Raw genomic sequence first — 16,409 nt, forward strand, 5'->3', positions numbered from 1 at the left:
CACGCGAAAGGGGAGGGCTGAATGCAATTCATGATCATCGTCGCCACTCCCCCACGAATGTCCCGCCACTAGGTCGGACATTGCCGCGGCCCGCCTGAGGCGGTCCCCAGCCAGGGTTTTTCATCTCTACGTTTCATCCGGAGACGATCGCATTCGCATCGGCTCCACCTGATTTGGAGTCGGCTCCCGCGCGGCGCCGAATGATTTCTATGTCTCTTCAATCCTCAACCGGGCGGCAGGAGCCGTTCCGGGCCGTTCTCGGCTTCACATTCCGGCACTGGGCGCGCCGACCAGGGCCGGTTCTCGGCGTGGCCGGGGCCATGATGGCGGCGACTGCCGCGGACCTGTTCATGCCGCTTTATGCCGGCCGCCTCGTCGATGCGGTGGCGGGCGAGGGCGCCAGCGCACTCGATGCGGCGCTATGGGCGCTGGGCGCGATGCTCGCACTCGGAGCGGTCAGCGTGCTGTTCCGGCATCTCGGTTTCATCGGCATCACCGGCATGACGTTGCGCACCATGAGCGAGACGGCGCAGGAGGCGTTCGCACGCCTGCAACGCTTCTCGACCGATTGGCACGCCAACAACTTTGCCGGTTCGACGGTGCGCAAGATCACCCGCGGGATGTGGGCCCTCGACCTGCTGACCGACACGGTCCTGATCGCGCTGTTGCCGTCGCTGGTCGTGCTGGTGGGCACGACGGCACTGTTGGCATGGCATTGGCCGGCGATGGGCCTCGTCGTCTTCCTTGGCTCGGTGATCTATGTCGGTGTCACGATCGCGCTGTCGCTCAGCTATGTCGCGCCCGCTGCGCGGCTCGCCAATAGCTGGGACACGCGTGTCGGCGGTGCATTGGCTGATGCGATCTCCTGCAATCCGGTGGTCAAGGCCTATGGCGCCGAGCTGCGCGAGGACGGTCGCTTGGCGGGTGTCCTGGCAAAATGGGCGCTCAGGACCCGCCGGACATGGGTGCGCGGCACGACCTCGGGCACGGCCCAGCAGATCGTCCTGCTGGCGCTTCGCGCCGCGGTCATCGGCCTGGTCATCTGGCTCTGGGCCAACGGCCAGGCCACGCCGGGCGACGTCGCCTTCGTGCTGACCTCGTACGCGGTCGTTCACGGCTATCTGCGCGATGTCGGCCAGCACGTGCACAACCTCCAGCGTTCGGTGAACGACATGGAGGAACTCGTCGCCATGCATGCCCATCCCTATGGGGTGCCCGATCGCAAGGGAGCGACCGACATGGTGGTGCCGGCGGGCGAGATCGCCTTCGAGCAGGTGACCTTCCATTACGGAGGCCATGTCGAGCCGCTCTATCGCGATTTCTCGCTGACGATCCGGGCCGGCGAGAAGGTCGGTCTGGTCGGGCGCTCCGGCTCCGGCAAGACGACCTTCGTCAAGCTGGTTCAGCGTCTCTACGACGTCTCCGGGGGGCGCATCGCCATCGACGGGCGCGACATCGCTGATGTGACGCAGACCTCCCTGCGGGCGCAGATCGCCATCGTGCAACAGGAGCCGGTGCTGTTCCACCGCTCGCTGGCGGAGAACATCGCCTATGCCAAGCCGGGCGCCTCGATGGCCCGGATTGTCCAGGCGGCGAAGCTCGCCAACGCGCATGACTTCATCATGCGCCTGCCCAAGGGCTACGCGACGCTGGTCGGCGAGCGTGGCGTCAAGCTCTCGGGTGGCGAGCGCCAGCGTGTTGCGCTCGCGCGTGCCTTCCTGGCCGATGCGCCGATCCTGATCCTGGACGAGGCGACCTCGAGCCTCGATTCGGAATCGGAGGCGCTGATCCAGGAGGCGATGGAGCGCCTGATGCAGGGGCGCACTACCATCGTCATTGCGCACCGGCTTTCGACGGTGCGGGCGATGGACCGCATCCTGGTCTTCGATCGCGGCAGGGTGGTCGAAGAAGGCAGCCACGAGGCGCTGCTGACCCGCGAGAACGGCGCCTATCGCGCGCTGTTCGAGAAGCAGGTCAGCGAACTGGCGAAGGGGCTGGCGGCATAGATCATCGGACCGGATATCGTATCCGGTCCGATGATCTAACCATCTGTCATTGCATCGGCTTTCCCGAAAACCGCAATCCACTTTTCGGGCCGATGCATTGAGCCGCCAGACTACCTGCGGAGCGCCCTTTGCGTATGGTCGGGCTTGTCCCGGCCATACGCGTCTTCGTCTCCGGGGGGACAAGACGTGGAGGTTCCGGGCGACCTATTTCGGAGCCAGGGCCCGCGGCCGGACACCCGCGACGGGGCCGGGCGGAAGCTCCGCGCTCACATCTGGATTCAACGACTTCATGTCGAGATTCGGTTTGGTCAGAAACCGATTCAGGCCTGTGACGTAAGTCTCTGGCAACGCCCAGTGTTTGGCGCTCGCGATGACGGTTTCCATATAGCCGGGGCGCGGCTTTCCGAGCGTGCCGCTGCGGCCGACATAGACCAGGGCCCGCTTGGCGCCGCCCTCGACGATGACCGGCTGGCTGATCTTCACATAGAGACCGCTGGCGATGTCCTCGAACTTGTCGAGTGCGCGGATGTCGCCGAGCGAGCAGTCCCAGAGCACGCCATGGACGGTTTCGCGCGGATCGCGAACAGCCGAGGCATAGCCATCGCTCGTCACGATGAAACGATGGCGCGGCAGGCGCGCGAGACCGAGTGGCTTCGAACCGGGACAGCGCTTGGCCATCCCGGCGATGTCCATATTCAGACCATAGGCGAAATAGAGGGGCACTGGCCTATTTCGTCTTCTGGAACAGCTCGCGGCCGATCAGCATACGGCGGATCTCGCTGGTGCCGGCCCCGATCTCGTAGAGCTTTGCATCGCGGAGCAGGCGGCCGGTCGGATAATCGTTGATATAGCCGTTGCCGCCCAGAAGCTGGATGGCGTCGAGCGCGATCTGCGTCGCCTTCTCGGCCGCGATCAGGATGGCGCCGGCGGCATCCTCTCGCGTGGTCTCGCCGCGGTCGCAGGCCTTGGCGACGGCATACACATAGGCCCTGCAGGCATTCATCATCACATACATGTCGGCGACCTTGCCCTGGACGAGCTGGAATTCGCCGATCGACTGGCCGAACTGCTTGCGCTCGTGGATATAGGGCATGACCACGTCCATGGCCGCCTGCATGATGCCGAGGGGCCCGGCCGAGAGCACGACGCGCTCATAGTCGAGCCCCGACATCAGCACGTTAACGCCGCGCCCGACCTGGCCGAGCACGTTTTCCTCCGGGACCTCGCACTCCTCGAAGACGAGCTCGCAGGTGTCCGAACCGCGCATGCCGAGCTTGTCGAGCTTCTGGGCGGTCGAAAAGCCCTTCATGCCCTTCTCGATCAGGAAGGCGGTGATGCCCTTCGCGCCGGCGGCGGGSTYGGTCTTGGCGTAGACCACCAGCGTCTCGGCGATCGGGCCGTTGGTGATCCACATCTTGTTGCCGGTGATGACGTAGCGGTCGCCCTTCTTCTCGGCCCGTGTCTTCATCGAGACCACGTCCGAGCCGGCGCCGGGCTCGGACATCGCGAGCGATCCGACATGCTCGCCCGAGATCAGCTTTGGCAGGTACTTCGCCTTCTGCGCAGCATTGCCGTTGCGGGCGATCTGGTTGACGCACAGATTCGAATGGGCCCCGTAGCTCAGGCCGACCGAGGCGGAGGCCCGGCTGACCTCCTCGATCGCCACGACATGCTCGAGATAGCCGAGGCCTGCGCCCCCATCCTCTTCTCCGACCGTGATGCCATGCAGGCCGAGGGCCCCCATCTCGGGCCAGAGGTCACGCGGAAACTGGTTTGAGCGGTCGATCTCCTCGGCGCGCGGCGCGATCTTCTCCTGCGCGAAGGCGTGGACGGTGTCGCGGATCGCGTCGGCGGTCTCGCCGAGATCGAAATTGAACGGGCGCGGGGCGTTGGCGAGCATGGTGGCCTCCCGGAAGACGCCGCGCATCGGGCACGGCTTTGCAGCGTTATAGCGCGCTTTGTGGCCCTGTCAGGCTGTTCCAGCGCGATCTCCCGGATGGGCGTGGCCACACCGGCGGGTGATCTGCCATGCCACTTGCAGCCGGCGACCGAGAGGGGGCGGGAGCGCCGACACTCGGTTTACACATCCTATCCCCTGGATAGGATGTGAGCATGAGCCACGCACATGATCCCGATATCGTCAAGCGGCTGCGCCGGGCGCAGGGCCATCTCGACACCGTCGTGAAGATGCTCGCGGGAGGGCGCGAGGTGCCAGAGGTGGTGCAGCAGCTCCAGGCGTTCGAAAAGGCGCTGGAGAAGGTCAAGATGCTGCTGATCTTCGACCATATCGACCATCACCTGTTCGAGACGACAGGCACGCAGACGCCCGAGACGCGGCGCTCGATCGAGAGCCTGAAGGCGCTGACCAAGTATCTTTGATCCAACGGGAGTTCCAGCGATGTCCGAACTGGCCAGCCTGGCGCCGCGTCACGACCATGTCTTCCTCGGCGCAGACCACCAGGAGAACGAGCGGCGCACCTGGATCGTCATTGCGCTGACCATGACGATGATGGTCGGCGAGATCGCCGCCGGCACGCTGTTCGGCTCGATGGCGCTCGTCGCCGATGGCTGGCACATGTCGACCCATGCGGCGGCGCTGCTGATCGCGGCTCTCGCCTATCGCTTCGCGCGGCGCCACGCCCGCGACCCACGCTTCAGCTTCGGCACCGGCAAGCTCGGCGACCTCGCAGCCTTCGCGAGCGCGCTCGTCCTGGCGCTGGTCGCCCTGTTCATCGGTTGGGAATCGGTGATGCGGCTTGTCCAGCCGGTGCCGATCGTCTTCGGGCAGGCGATTGCCGTCGCGGTTCTGGGCCTTGCGGTCAATCTCGCCAGCGCCTGGTTGCTGAAGGGCGAACACGGACATGACCATGGCCCTGCGCATCACCATGACCATCACCATCATGCGCATGGTGGCGCGGACCACAATCACCATCATGACCACCACGCCGGGAGTGGGCGGGATCATAATCTCCAGGCGGCCTATCTGCATGTGCTGGCGGATGCCTTCACCTCCGTGCTTGCCATCGTCGCGCTGCTCGGCGGCAGCCTCTATGGCTGGGTCTGGCTCGACCCGGCGGTGGGCATCGTCGGCGCGCTGGTGATCGCGCATTGGTCGTTCGGATTGCTGCGCGCCTCGGGAGCGGTGCTGCTCGATACTGTGCCCGACAAGGCTCTCGCCGCCGGCATCGAGGCGCGACTCACCGCCGAGGGCGCAGAGGTTGCCGACCTGCATCTCTGGCAGGTTGGGCCAGGGCATTGCTCGGCGATCGTCTCGGTCGTGGCCACTGATCCGAAGCCGCCCGCAGCCTACAAGGCACTGCTCGCCGGGTTGCCGATGCTGTCCCATGTCACCGTCGAGGTGAACCCGCGCATCGCCGCGCTGTGATGCATCAGGAGCCCGCCCGGGCTCAGTGGATCATGTCGCGGCGCTTGAGCAGTAGATACACGCTGAGCGCTGCCAGGGCGCACAGGATCACGACATAGACAAAGCCCCATTCGTTCTCGAGGAAGGGCAGGCCCTTGGTGTTGACGCCGAACAGGCCGGTGATCAGCGTCGCCGGCATCAGCGTCGCGGTCAGGATCGAGAGCACATAGAGATGGCTGTTGGTCTGGGCGGTCAGGCGCGAGGCAATCTCGTCCTGCAGCAGGCGGGCGCGCTGCTGCACGATCTGGACGTCGGTCAGCATGGTGTCGACGCGCTGCAGCAGGCGGCTGGCGGCGCTCTTCACGGTCTCCGGCGCAGCCCGTGTCGAGGCATTTTCGGAGAAGCGACGGAAGAGCTGGTGCAGGCCGTTGAGCTGGCGGTGCAGCCTCACCGTCCGCCGGCGGATCAACCCTAACCGGCGAGCCTCGTCGCTGACGCGCTCGTCGATGACATGGTCCTCGATCGAGTCGGTGTCCTCTGTCAGCTGCATCACCGCTTCGGCCACATCCTCGATGACGAACTCGATGATGCGCTCGAACAGCATCACCGGCGAGCTCGCCCGGTAGCCGGCCTCCAAGGCGTCGCGCGTCAGGCGCGTTGCCTGCATGGCCTGTCTCCGACCTGTCAGCAGAAACCGGTCGGCGATGATCCAGTGCAGCATGCCCATCTCGTCGGCGGGGCTGTCGACCTCGCGGATCTGGTCGAAGGTAATGCCCCAGGCGAAGTCACGATTGTGATGGAGGCGCTGGTGATCGTCCTGGGTCAGGAACAGGGTCTGCGCCTCGGCGGGCAGAGCGGTGCAATCGGCGACCCATTGCTTGGCGCGGCCATGCACGAGATCGAGATGGATCCAGACGAACTCGGCCTCGGGGAGGGCAAGGTCGGGCATCTCGCGGCGAGGAAGGAGATGCGCACGGCCGTCGGAATCAAAATGGTAGACCCAGACGAACCCGGCCCGGGATTGCAGATCATGGAGCATTCCGGCCACGCCCTGGCGGGCGATTTCTCATCAGAGGTTGCGCTGCCCGGGATCAGGGCGCGCGTCTCATGACAGCTTCGTGACAGCGCAGCGGGTGCCGCAAAGTCAATCGCGGGCGAGAGAGCCGGTCACTTGTGGATCACGGTTGGCGGTCGCCTTGCCCGGGACGCGCGCGGGAGGCAGCATCTTGAGCGTCGCGCCTCCGGCAGCCTGCGGCGCCTTGGAGCCGGCCGATGTCGCAGGTGCGCGGTTGCCGGCAACCTTCGGCTCGCCACCCCGCCACTTCCGGGCGCCGATGTCGAAACGGCCCTCGCGCCAGGCTGCGAATTCCCGCTCGGACCCGAAGAACGCGTTGCGGTCGACATCGCCGGTTATGCCGGGCACGCGTCCTGTGGTGGTGAACTGCCAGAATTCCCATTTGCTACGCTCATAGCGATGGCGCAGTGGGGCCGCGGTTGAGCGCAGCCAGTAGGGATGATCGTTGAACTCGCCTTCCAGCACATCCTCGTGGAAGGTGATGTCGGTATAGATGATCGGCTTCTTGCCAGTGTGTTCCTGCAGGCCCTTCAGCATCTCGCTGATCTTGGCCAGCGCCTTCTCGCGCGGGATCTTCTTGCCGCAGCTCTCCGACTCGCCGTTCCATTCGACATCGAGCACAGGCGGCAGGGCATCCGGGTCCTTCGGGATATGCCGCTTGAACCAGCGCACCTGATCCTTGGCCGGGCGGCACCAATAGACGAAATGGTAGGCACCGCGCGCTACGCCGGCCTTCTTCGCCCCCTCCCAGTTCTTGCGGAAATTGGGGTCGAGGTGGTCGCCGCCCTCGGTCGCCTTGATGAAGGCAAAGCGGGTGCCGGCATCCTTGACCTTGGCCCAGTCGATCTCGCCCTGCCAGCGCGAAATGTCGATGCCCTGGATAGCCTGGCGGCGTGCATCGCGGACGCCGTGATGGGGCGAGGCGTCGCCCTTCTTGGGATAGAGCGCGAGGGCAGGGCCGGAGCAGCCGAGTGCAAGGCCGAGAACTGCAAGAAAGCACCGCAGTCCCTTGTACTCGGTCTTCATACGCGCCGGCATCCGCCCCTCCTGCATGCAAACAGTGGTGCGGCAGTCGTGGTTAAGGCGCGGTAAGCGTTCGCTCGGATGCGAGCGGATGATTTCAGGGTTGGTTAACCGGCGCGCCCGCTATCCGCCGATCTGCAGCGAGGACGGCACCGGCTGCAGCGCGCCGGGTATGACCGGGGCGGGCGGAGCCTGGCTGACCGGAGGCTCGAATTCCGGATCATTGACGATGCTGGGGCTGGGTTGCGCCGGAGAGGCGCGCCGCTTGGTCCACTGCCTCCGGCCGATGTCGAACTCGCCGTTGATCCAGCCGATGAACTGCTCTTCGTCGCCGAAGAACGCGTTGCGGTCGACATCGCCCCTGATGCCCGGCACGCGGCCGGTCGTGGTGAATTGCCAGAAGGCCCAGGGGCGGTTCTCGTAGCGTGTCTCGGGCTTCGCTGCCGTCGAGCGGATCCAGTAGGGATATTCGTTGAACTGCCCTTCCAGCACGTCCTTATGGAAGGTGATGTCGGTATAGATGATCGGCTTCTTGCCGGTGAGCTGCTCGAGCTCGGTCAGCATCAGCTGGATCTTCTCCAGTGCCAGCGAGCGGTCGATCTTCTGCGGGCAGGTCTTGGAATGGCCATTCCACTCGACATCGAGCACCGGCGGCAAGGCGCCGGGGTCGTTCGGGATATGCTGCTTGAACCAGACTGCCTGCTCATGGGCGGGGCGGCACCAGAAGACGAAGTGGTAGGCTCCGCGCGGCACGCCGGCCCGGCGCGCGCCTTCCCAGTTGCGCAGAAAGGAGGGGTCGATGTGGTCGCCGCCCTCCGTCGCCTTCATGTAGACGAAGCGGGTGCCGGCGCCCTTGACCGCGGCCCAGTCGATCTCGCCTTGCCAGCGCGAGATATCGATGCCCTGGACGGCATAGTTCAGGGCGCTCGCGACGCCGGGATGCGGCCGGGCATCGCCCTTCTGCGGATATCGGCCCTCGAACGCCACGCAGCCGCCAAGGACCGCGAGCGCGGCGACGGCGACGGCGAGAAATGGGGCTGAACGGAGGCGGGACATGCGACGGGCGATCATCTCGCGGAGAATTGCGGAGAAAACTTGACGCCCGGTTTACGTTACCGAAGTTTTTGCTTTCGTCACCCCAGGCCGAGCAGAAGTGTGGCGATCCCCAGAAAGGCGAAGAAGCCGACCACGTCGGTGACCGTCGTGACGAAGGTTCCGGACGCAATCGCCGGATCGATGTCGAGTTTGTCGAGTGCCAGTGGAATGAGGACGCCGGCAATGGCGGCCGAGATCAGGGTGACGACCATCGCGATCGCGATGACGGCGCCGAGGCCCGCGCTCCCGAACCAGGCGGCGGCGATGGCGCCGGTGATCACGGCAAAGCCGAAGCCATTCACGAGGCCGACGACCAGTTCGCGGGTGAAGAAGCGCCGCAGATTCCAGGCGCCAAGCTCCTGCGTGGCCAGGGCGCGGACAGCGACCGTCATGGTTTGAGTGGCGGCGTTGCCGCCCTGGCTCGCTACGATCGGCGCCAGGATCGCCAGCGCCACGACTTTTGCGAGCTGATTCTCAAACAGGCTCATCACCGCGGCGGCGAGAAACGAGGTCATCAGGTTGACGAAGAGCCAGCTGAAGCGGCTCCAGATGATCTTCCGGACCGGGTCCGAGAGCTCTTCGTCGGGATTGACGCCGCCGAGCTGTTTCACATCCTCGTCCGCGGCTTCCTCGATGACGTCGACGATATCGTCGATGGTCAGCACGCCGACGAGACGACCGGTCGCATCGATCACCGGTGCCGCAACAAGATTGTAGCGCTGGAACAGCCGCGCCACGTCCTCGAGTTCGTCGGTCGCCTCGACGACCCGCCGGTCCTCTTCCAGCAGCTGCGAAATCACCACGGGGCGCCGGTTGCGCAGCAGTCGGTCCAGCCGCACCGTGCCGACGAAATGATGGGCCGGGTCGGCCACGAATATTTCGAAGAATCGGTCGGGCAGGTCTGCGGTGTCGCGCAGGAAGTCGATGGTCTGGCCGACGGTCCAGAAGGGCGGCACGGCGATGACCTCGCTCTGCATGCGCCGGCCGGCCGTGTCCTCGGGATAATCCAGGCCCTGCTGCAGGGCGATGCGCTCGGAGGGCGTGAGCTTGTCGAGGACCTCCTGCTTGTCCGCCTCGTTGAGGTCCTCGAGAATGTAGACCGCGTCGTCAGTGTCGAGTTCGCGTACGCCTTCCGCGACGGTCTCGGCCGAGAGCTCTTCGAGAATTTCCTCGCGAACGGTGTCGTCGACTTCGGTCAGCGCCGTGAAGTCGAAATAGGAGCCGAGCAGCGAGATCAGGCGCGGGCGTTCGTCGGCGTCGAGGGCTTCCAGCAATGCGCCGAGATCGGCCTCGTGCATGTCGGCAACGATGCCGCGCAACGTCGTGACGTCCGAGAGCAGGACGGCCTGCGAGACCTGTTCGACCAGCGCGGGATCAATCGCGCCATCCTCGTCGCGAATCCTGCGGGTGGCGGATTCGTCGGGAGCGTTTTCGGCTTCGACCATCGGTCCGACTCCACGATTTGAGGAAAGGGCTTGGATTCGAGGGAAGGGCCTCTTGTGTCAGCCGTGGACTGTGCTGGCAACGCGCCGCGGCGACCTCACGTTTCATGGCCGGCAGGGCCGAAAACCAAAACGGCGACCCGCGAGGGTCGCCGTTTCAAGGCATCAGCCTGAATTTGGTGCGGTCAAGAGGACTCGAACCTCCACGGGTCTCCCCGCTACCACCTCAAGGTAGTGCGTCTACCAATTCCGCCATGACCGCAGCGGCTAAGAGAAAACCGCGGTGAGGCGGTGAACTCCGGAGCGGCGCGGGTCTAACAAATCGAATCCGCCGCGACAAGCTCGTTGTGTGGAAAACTTTGAAATCCTTTTCAGGCGGCCTCGGCAATGGTCTGCGCGCTGAAGACCGTGGGGCGCTTCAGGAGCTCGGTGATCTCGACAGAGATGCGCGAACCGCTGACCACGACGTTGCCGCGGGCGAACGGGTGATTGTTGGCGAGAATCTGGACTTCGTCGTTCTCGGTGGCGTTGAGCTCGATGATCGCACCGCGGCCCATGCGCAGCAATTTGTAGATCGGCATCTGAGTCGAGCCCAGAACCACGGTGAGCTCTACCGAAACGAGATCGAGATCGGCCTTCAAGTCCTGCCTCCGAAACCCTACTTGCGAATTCAACCAACGAAACTTGCCTGCCGGCCGGCTTCGGCGCATGAGCCTGCCGGCGACAGGCGGTAGCCGGTTAGCGATCGTTGAACAAACAGAGTTAATGCACCGTGAAGACACGTGAGACGCTTGCGGTTTCATTCCTGCCGCAGCCGGGCTCCGAGCCCGTCGAATGGGTCCATGCCGGGGGGCTTGTCGGCTATGACGAAGCTGTCGCCGAGATGGACGCGCGCGCGGCGCTGATCGCGGACGGCAAGGCCCGCGAGCGCGTCTGGCTCATCGAGCATCCGCCGCTTTATACCGCCGGCACCTCGGCCCGCGAGGCCGATCTGATCGAGCCCGAACGCTTTCCGGTGCATCAGAGCGGCAGGGGCGGGCAGTTCACTTATCACGGTCCCGGCCAGCGGGTGGCCTATGTCATGCTCGACCTGAAGCGTCGCGATCCCGACCTCCGGCGATTCGTTGCCGCCCTCGAAGCCTGGCTGATCGGCACGCTTGAGCGCTTCAATGTCCGCGGCGAGCGGCGCGAGGACCGTGTCGGCGTCTGGGTGCGCCGGCCCGAGAAAGGAGCGGATAGCGAGGACAAGATCGCCGCCATCGGCATCCGCGTCCGGCGCTGGGTTTCGTTCCACGGCATCTCGCTGAATGTCGAGCCGGAGCTGTCGCATTTCGGGGGAATCGTGCCCTGCGGCGTCAGTGACCAGGGCGTGACCTCGCTGGTCGATCTCGGGTTGCCGGTGACGCTTCCGGAGGTCGATTCGATGCTGCGTGCCGAGTTCGAGAGGATCTTCGGGGCAACCGTTCTCGCCTGAGCCTCGACTAAGGCTCTTCATCCTTCGTTCACCATCCGTTGACCAAAGCCGGCCAACCTCCCGCGGTGGGATGAATCGGAAACGGGGACGAAGATGATCCGGACAGTGATGTTCGCGGCCGCCTGCGCGGTCGTGCTGGGTGCCTGCACCACCAACGACAAGATCATCGCCGGCGCGGCTGCGGGCGCCGGCACGGGGGCCCTTATCGGCGGGCCGATCGGAGCGGTTGCGGGGGGCGCGATCGGCGCCGTGGCTGCCCCTGCGGTGGCGCGCTGAGAGCGGGCGGATTTGCGCTCGCGCCCCTGCGCATCCGCGCCGGTTGGCGTTTTTCGCGTGGCGCGCCATAACCCGGCGAGGACTTCTTCGCTTAAGGGAGCGTGCCGTGGCGGTCATCGAGAGCAAGGTCGATCTCAACTCGGCCGAGACGCGCGCCAACGCCGAGGCCTGGGACGGCCTGCGTGCCGAGCTGGCCCGGCACCGCGCGGCCGCTGCGCTCGGCGGCAATGCCAAGTCGCGGGAGCGCCATACCGCTCGTGGAAAACTGCTGCCGCGGGAGCGGGTGCTGCGCCTGCTCGATCCGGGCTCGCCCTTCCTCGAGATCGGGGCGCTGGCCGCCTTCGAGATGTATGACAAGGAGATCCACGGCGCAGGCATGATCGCCGGGATCGGTCGCGTTGCCGGCCGCGAGGTGATGGTCGTCTGCAACGACGCCACCATCAAGGGTGGCACCTATTACCCGATGACGGTGAAGAAGCATCTGCGGGCGCAGGAGATCGCACGCGAGAACCGGCTGCCTTGCGTCTACCTCGTCGATTCCGGCGGTGCCAACCTGCCACACCAGACCGATGTCTTCCCCGATCGCGAGCATTTCGGCCGGATCTTCTACAATCAGGCGACGCTCTCGGCGGAGGGGATTCCGCAGATCGCCGTCGTCATGGGCTCCTGCACGGCCGGCGGCGCCTATGTGCCGGCGATGTCGGACGAGACGGTGATCGTGCGCCGGCAGGGCACGATCTTCCTGGGTGGCCCGCCGCTGGTGAAGGCGGCGACCGGCGAGGTTGTCTCGGCCGAGGACCTTGGCGGCGCCGATGTCCATGCGAGGCTGTCCGGCGTCGCCGACCATTATGCCGGCGACGACACCCATGCGCTCGCGATTGCGCGCCGCATCGCTGCCAACCTGAACAGCGTCAAGCGTCCCGATATCGACATCGCCGAGCCGAGGGAGCCACTCTACGACCCCGCCGAGCTCGAGGCCGTGGTGCCGACCGACCTGAAGAAGCAATACGACATCCGCGAGGTCATCGCCCGGCTCGTCGACGGCTCCGAATTTGACGAGTTCAAGCGACTCTACGGCACGACGCTGGTCACCGGTTTTGCCCGCATCCACGGCATGCCGGTCGGCATCATCGCCAATAATGGCATCCTGTTCTCGGAGAGCGCGCTGAAGGGCGCGCATTTCATCGAGCTCTGCTGCCAGCGTCGCATTCCGCTGCTCTTCCTGCAGAACATCACCGGCTTCATGGTCGGCCGCGATGTCGAGACGCGCGGCATCGCCAAGGACGGCGCCAAGCTGGTCACGGCAGTCGCCTCGGCCCGCGTGCCGAAGWTCACCGTRCTGRTYGGCGGCTCCTTCGGSGCCGGCAATTACGGCATGTGCGGSCGCGCCTATTCWCCGCGTTTCCTGTTCACCTGGCCCAACTCCCGTATCTCGGTGATGGGCGGCGAGCAGGCGGCGAGCGTGCTCGCGACCGTCCGCCGCGACAATATCGAGGCTGAGGGCAAGTCCTGGTCGGCCGAGGAGGAAGAGGCCTTCAAGGCCCCGATCCGCGCGAAATACGAGGATGAGGGCTCGCCCTATCACGCCACCGCGCGGCTCTGGGACGATGGCATCATCCTTCCCTCCGAGACGCGCCGCGTGCTGGCGCTGGCCTTCTCCGCCTGTCTCAATGCCGAAGTGCCGGAGACCCGCTTCGGCGTCTTCCGGATGTGAGGCGGGAGCGCTGGCCGCCAGGGGCTCAGCCCAGCACAAATGCCTCGTGCACGGCGCTCTGGACGCCGCCGCCCATGATCGGGCCGCCGCCGGCGACATGGATGGCGTCTCCGACCAGTGCAGCGCCGAGCCCGTGGCGGGGCGTTGGCATTGGAGCGTATTGCTCCCAGGCATCGCCAACGGGGTCATAGGCCTCCATCTGGCCGAAGACGCGGTTGGTGCCTTCGCCGCCCATGACGAAGACCTTTCCGCGGTAGAGCACCGCGCCGTGGCCGGAGCGGGCTGTTGGCAGCGGATTGCGCGGCGTCCATTTGTCGGTCGCCGGGTCATAGGCGTGGTGCAGGTTCGAATTGGTGTGGAAGGAGTCGACGCGGCCGCCGATGACATGGATCAGGGGCGCGATGGCGAGCGTGCCGGTGTGGTCGCGGGCGGTCGGCAACGGCGCGCGGTTCTCCCAGTTGTCGGCCTTGGGATCGTAGGTCAGGTGCCAGTCGATCGACTTCTTGGTGTCGGTCGTCTCGCCGATGGCGCCGCCAATGACATGCAACCGACCGCCCAGGCCAACAATCGCCGCCGAGCCGACGGGGCGCGGCAGGGACCTGATCTCGGCCCATCTGTCTCTCGCCGGATCATAGACGAAGCAGCGCGGATGCGGCTTGCGATTCTGCTCCAGGAAGCCGCCGATCGCGTAGAGCTTTCCGTCCAGGAAGGCGACGCCGACATGGTTGGCGCCTAGCGGCAACGGAGCGGCATCGCTCCAGCGGTCGGAGGCTGCCTCGTAGACATGGTGATAGGGGCGGTCGACGCGCTGCTCGGCATACCCCCCGACGATGTGCATCTTGCCCTCATGCGCCGTCGCCCAGGCCATTTCCGAGCGCGGCATCGGCAGCGGCGCCTTCGCCTGCCAGCGGCCGGGGTTGGCGGCCTTCGGGGCAGGGGAATCGAAGACGTTCTGCGTCTTTGCAAGTTCCGGCCGGTCGATGCGGCCGGGCTGGTTCAGCCGCTCATAGGCGCCGCCATGGTGCTCGTGGCCCGGCTGCTGGGCCAGTGCGGGGGCAGTTGCAAGCGTTGCCGCTCCGGTGGCGATGAAACGGCGGCGGCTCAGGCTGGTCATCATGCATCCTCCCTCGCTACAAGACTATGTCAGCCGCGGGCCTTGGCAAGCGAAAGGGCGGGGACGGGCTTGCGCCAAACCCTGTTCCGCATACTGCATACGCTGTTATGGTCCGGCCGCCTGAAACGGTTGAAATCACGGGAAACGCGAGGATACGCATGTCTGGGCACAACAAGGTCGCCATCATCACCGGTGCGGGTTCGGGCGTCGGCCGCGCCGTCGCGATCGCCTTCCTCAAGGACGGGTATCGCACGGTCCTCGCCGGGCGTCGGGTGGACGCGCTGGAGGAGACGATCAAGCTCTCGGGCGCCCCGGCCGCGCAGGCGCTCGCCGTCTCGACCGATGTGACCGACCAGGCTTCCGTGAAGAACCTCTTTGCCAGGACGAAGGAGACTTTTGGCCGCCTCGACGTGCTGTTCAACAATGCCGGCGTCAATGCACCGGGCGGAATCCTGCTCGAGGATCTCTCGCTGGAGCAGTGGCAGGCGGTGGTCGACACCAACCTGACCGGGMCGTTCCTCTGCACGCAGGAGGCCTTCAAGCAGATGAAGGACCAGAGCCCGCGCGGCGGTCGCATCATCAACAACGGCTCGATCTCGGCGCAGGTGCCGCGCCCGAACTCGGCCGCCTATACCGCGACCAAGCACGCGATCAGCGGCCTGACCAAGACCGCATCGCTCGACGGCCGCAAATACGACATCGCGGTCGGCCAGGTCGATATCGGCAATGCACTGACCGAGATGGCGCAGAAGATGACGACCGGCGTGCCGCAGGCCGACGGCTCGATCAAGGTTGAGGCGGTGATGGACGTGGCGCATGTCGCCTCCACGGTTCTGCACATGGCGAGCCTGCCGATCGAGGCCAATGTGCTGTTCGTCACCGTGATGGCGACCAAGGCGCCGCTGGTCGGGCGCGGCTGATCTCTCGGCGTCACGGCTGGGCCTGTCCCGGTCATGACGCCTTGCGTCGCCAGCTCGTTGCAGGACAGTGGGATGCCGGCCTTGAGGAGCGCCTTGCATGTCCGCGTTCGAGACGAACACGCCGTTTGAAGACATGGAAGGTCGGGGCGGGCCCGGCCATGACAGCAAGGCGCAGGCACGCATGGCCCGCGCCTATCGCCTGACCATCTGGGGCATCGCGCTCGGCATTTTCCTGTTCGCCGCCCATGTCGTGCTCTGGGCGCACGGCATCGGCAACGCCCAACTGCTCAAGGACGGCGTCGACTGGGTCTACGACGTCCTGCTCTACGGCATCGCCGCGCTGGTCTTCGGCCGTGACGAGCGGGCCGAGCGCTGGGCCGCGCTCGGTATCGGGGCGGTCATGGCGGTCGCCGGTATCCACACGCTCTACGACCTCTGGGACAAGATTGTCAGCCCAAGGCCGATCGAGATCTGGACGCTCGGCTTCTCCGCGGCGAGCGCGATCGTCATCGCCATCCTGATCGTCGCGCTGCTCTGGCGCTTCCGCCGCGAGACCAATCCGGTGATCAAGGCGACCTGGCTCTCCAGCCGCAACGACGTGATCTCGACCACCGGCTTTGCGCTGCTTGGTCTCGTCGCCCGCGTCGCCCCGGTGCGCTGGCCGGAATATCTGTTCGACCTCATCGTGGCCGGCATCTGCTTCCAGGCGACCTGGGCGATCTGGAAAGCTGCCCGGGTGCCGCAGGACAAAACCCTCCCAGCGGAAGCCTGACACGGGCCTTTCGGAAGGATCTTCCCCTACGGCAGGCGCCGGGGGACGGTTCTTGTCCGCACCCGGCAAACAAAAAAATCCTGTTCGGCTGTTCTTGCGCGGCCCTGGCGGCGACGATCTCCCTCCCGATTTCT

16 protein-coding genes and 1 tRNA gene are annotated in these 16,409 nt (G+C 65.7%); 8 read left to right on the top strand and 9 right to left on the bottom strand.

Annotated elements, in window-relative coordinates; all coding sequences use genetic code 11:
• Window positions 1-209 precede the first annotated feature (209 nt).
• Window positions 210-2,006: an ABC transporter ATP-binding protein gene (locus AC1DW9_RS29690; protein ID WP_441493264.1), complete on the top strand. Its 1,797-nt coding sequence runs from the start codon at window positions 210-212 to the stop codon at window positions 2,004-2,006.
• A gap of 204 nt (window positions 2,007-2,210) precedes the next feature.
• On the opposite strand, the gene AC1DW9_RS29695 is transcribed toward AC1DW9_RS29690, so the two are convergent.
• Together AC1DW9_RS29695 and AC1DW9_RS29700 are read right to left on the bottom strand one after the other, a co-directional pair.
• On the bottom strand, window positions 2,211-2,729 hold the full coding sequence (locus tag AC1DW9_RS29695; RefSeq protein ID WP_441493263.1) for a gamma-glutamylcyclotransferase family protein: 519 nt from the start codon (window positions 2,727-2,729) through the stop codon (window positions 2,211-2,213).
• A 4-nt stretch (window positions 2,730-2,733) separates the two neighbouring features.
• Complete coding sequence (locus AC1DW9_RS29700; RefSeq protein ID WP_476855255.1) at window positions 2,734-3,906, bottom strand: isovaleryl-CoA dehydrogenase; 1,173 nt, start codon at window positions 3,904-3,906, stop codon at window positions 2,734-2,736.
• A 212-nt stretch (window positions 3,907-4,118) separates the two neighbouring features.
• On the opposite strand from AC1DW9_RS29700, the gene AC1DW9_RS29705 reads away from it, so the two are divergent.
• Complete coding sequence (locus AC1DW9_RS29705; protein WP_441508476.1) at window positions 4,119-4,385, top strand: metal-sensing transcriptional repressor; 267 nt, start codon at window positions 4,119-4,121, stop codon at window positions 4,383-4,385.
• Between the two features lie 19 nt (window positions 4,386-4,404).
• A complete protein-coding gene (gene dmeF / locus AC1DW9_RS29710) occupies window positions 4,405-5,391 on the top strand; it encodes a CDF family Co(II)/Ni(II) efflux transporter DmeF (protein WP_441508475.1) in 987 nt (328 codons plus the stop codon).
• A gap of 22 nt (window positions 5,392-5,413) precedes the next feature.
• Here dmeF and AC1DW9_RS29715 read toward each other — a convergent pair whose 3' ends face one another.
• The 6 genes from AC1DW9_RS29715 to AC1DW9_RS29740 form a co-directional block, all read right to left on the bottom strand.
• Entirely contained in the window at window positions 5,414-6,409 is a 996-nt protein-coding gene (locus AC1DW9_RS29715; RefSeq protein ID WP_441508474.1) for a CorA family divalent cation transporter, read from the bottom strand.
• Window positions 6,410-6,514: 105 nt separating this feature from the next.
• Window positions 6,515-7,483, bottom strand: coding sequence for a glycoside hydrolase family 25 protein (locus AC1DW9_RS29720; protein ID WP_476776869.1), 969 nt, complete (start codon window positions 7,481-7,483; stop codon window positions 6,515-6,517).
• Window positions 7,484-7,591: 108 nt separating this feature from the next.
• Window positions 7,592-8,524: a glycoside hydrolase family 25 protein gene (locus AC1DW9_RS29725; RefSeq protein WP_441493257.1), complete on the bottom strand. Its 933-nt coding sequence runs from the start codon at window positions 8,522-8,524 to the stop codon at window positions 7,592-7,594.
• Between the two features lie 77 nt (window positions 8,525-8,601).
• Entirely contained in the window at window positions 8,602-10,008 is a 1,407-nt protein-coding gene (gene mgtE / locus AC1DW9_RS29730) for a magnesium transporter (protein ID WP_441493256.1), read from the bottom strand.
• A gap of 174 nt (window positions 10,009-10,182) precedes the next feature.
• Window positions 10,183-10,267 (bottom strand) — tRNA-Leu (locus AC1DW9_RS29735).
• Between the two features lie 109 nt (window positions 10,268-10,376).
• Entirely contained in the window at window positions 10,377-10,646 is a 270-nt protein-coding gene (locus tag AC1DW9_RS29740; protein WP_074471588.1) for a FliM/FliN family flagellar motor switch protein, read from the bottom strand.
• A gap of 131 nt (window positions 10,647-10,777) precedes the next feature.
• Between AC1DW9_RS29740 and lipB the strand changes: the two genes are divergently transcribed.
• From lipB to AC1DW9_RS29755, 3 genes are all read left to right on the top strand, one after another.
• Complete coding sequence (gene lipB / locus AC1DW9_RS29745; protein WP_441493255.1) at window positions 10,778-11,479, top strand: lipoyl(octanoyl) transferase LipB; 702 nt, start codon at window positions 10,778-10,780, stop codon at window positions 11,477-11,479.
• Between the two features lie 93 nt (window positions 11,480-11,572).
• Entirely contained in the window at window positions 11,573-11,755 is a 183-nt protein-coding gene (locus AC1DW9_RS29750; protein WP_113517734.1) for a hypothetical protein, read from the top strand.
• A 106-nt stretch (window positions 11,756-11,861) separates the two neighbouring features.
• Entirely contained in the window at window positions 11,862-13,469 is a 1,608-nt protein-coding gene (locus tag AC1DW9_RS29755; RefSeq protein ID WP_476855256.1) for a carboxyl transferase domain-containing protein, read from the top strand.
• 25 nt (window positions 13,470-13,494) lie between these two features.
• Here AC1DW9_RS29755 and AC1DW9_RS29760 read toward each other — a convergent pair whose 3' ends face one another.
• Window positions 13,495-14,583 carry a Kelch repeat-containing protein gene (locus AC1DW9_RS29760; RefSeq protein WP_441508470.1) on the bottom strand — a complete coding sequence of 363 codons (1,089 nt, stop codon included), beginning with the start codon at window positions 14,581-14,583 and terminating at the stop codon, window positions 13,495-13,497.
• A gap of 158 nt (window positions 14,584-14,741) precedes the next feature.
• Here AC1DW9_RS29760 and AC1DW9_RS29765 point away from each other — a divergent pair, with 158 nt between their 5' ends.
• Window positions 14,742-15,503, top strand: a complete 762-nt coding sequence (locus tag AC1DW9_RS29765; protein WP_476855257.1) for an SDR family oxidoreductase — start codon at window positions 14,742-14,744, stop codon at window positions 15,501-15,503.
• Window positions 15,504-15,600: 97 nt separating this feature from the next.
• Window positions 15,601-16,275 carry a cation efflux transmembrane domain-containing protein gene (locus AC1DW9_RS29770; RefSeq protein WP_441493251.1) on the top strand — a complete coding sequence of 225 codons (675 nt, stop codon included), beginning with the start codon at window positions 15,601-15,603 and terminating at the stop codon, window positions 16,273-16,275.
• Window positions 16,276-16,409 lie beyond the last annotated feature (134 nt).

Source organism: Allobosea sp. P4_E12 (assembly GCF_056401655.1).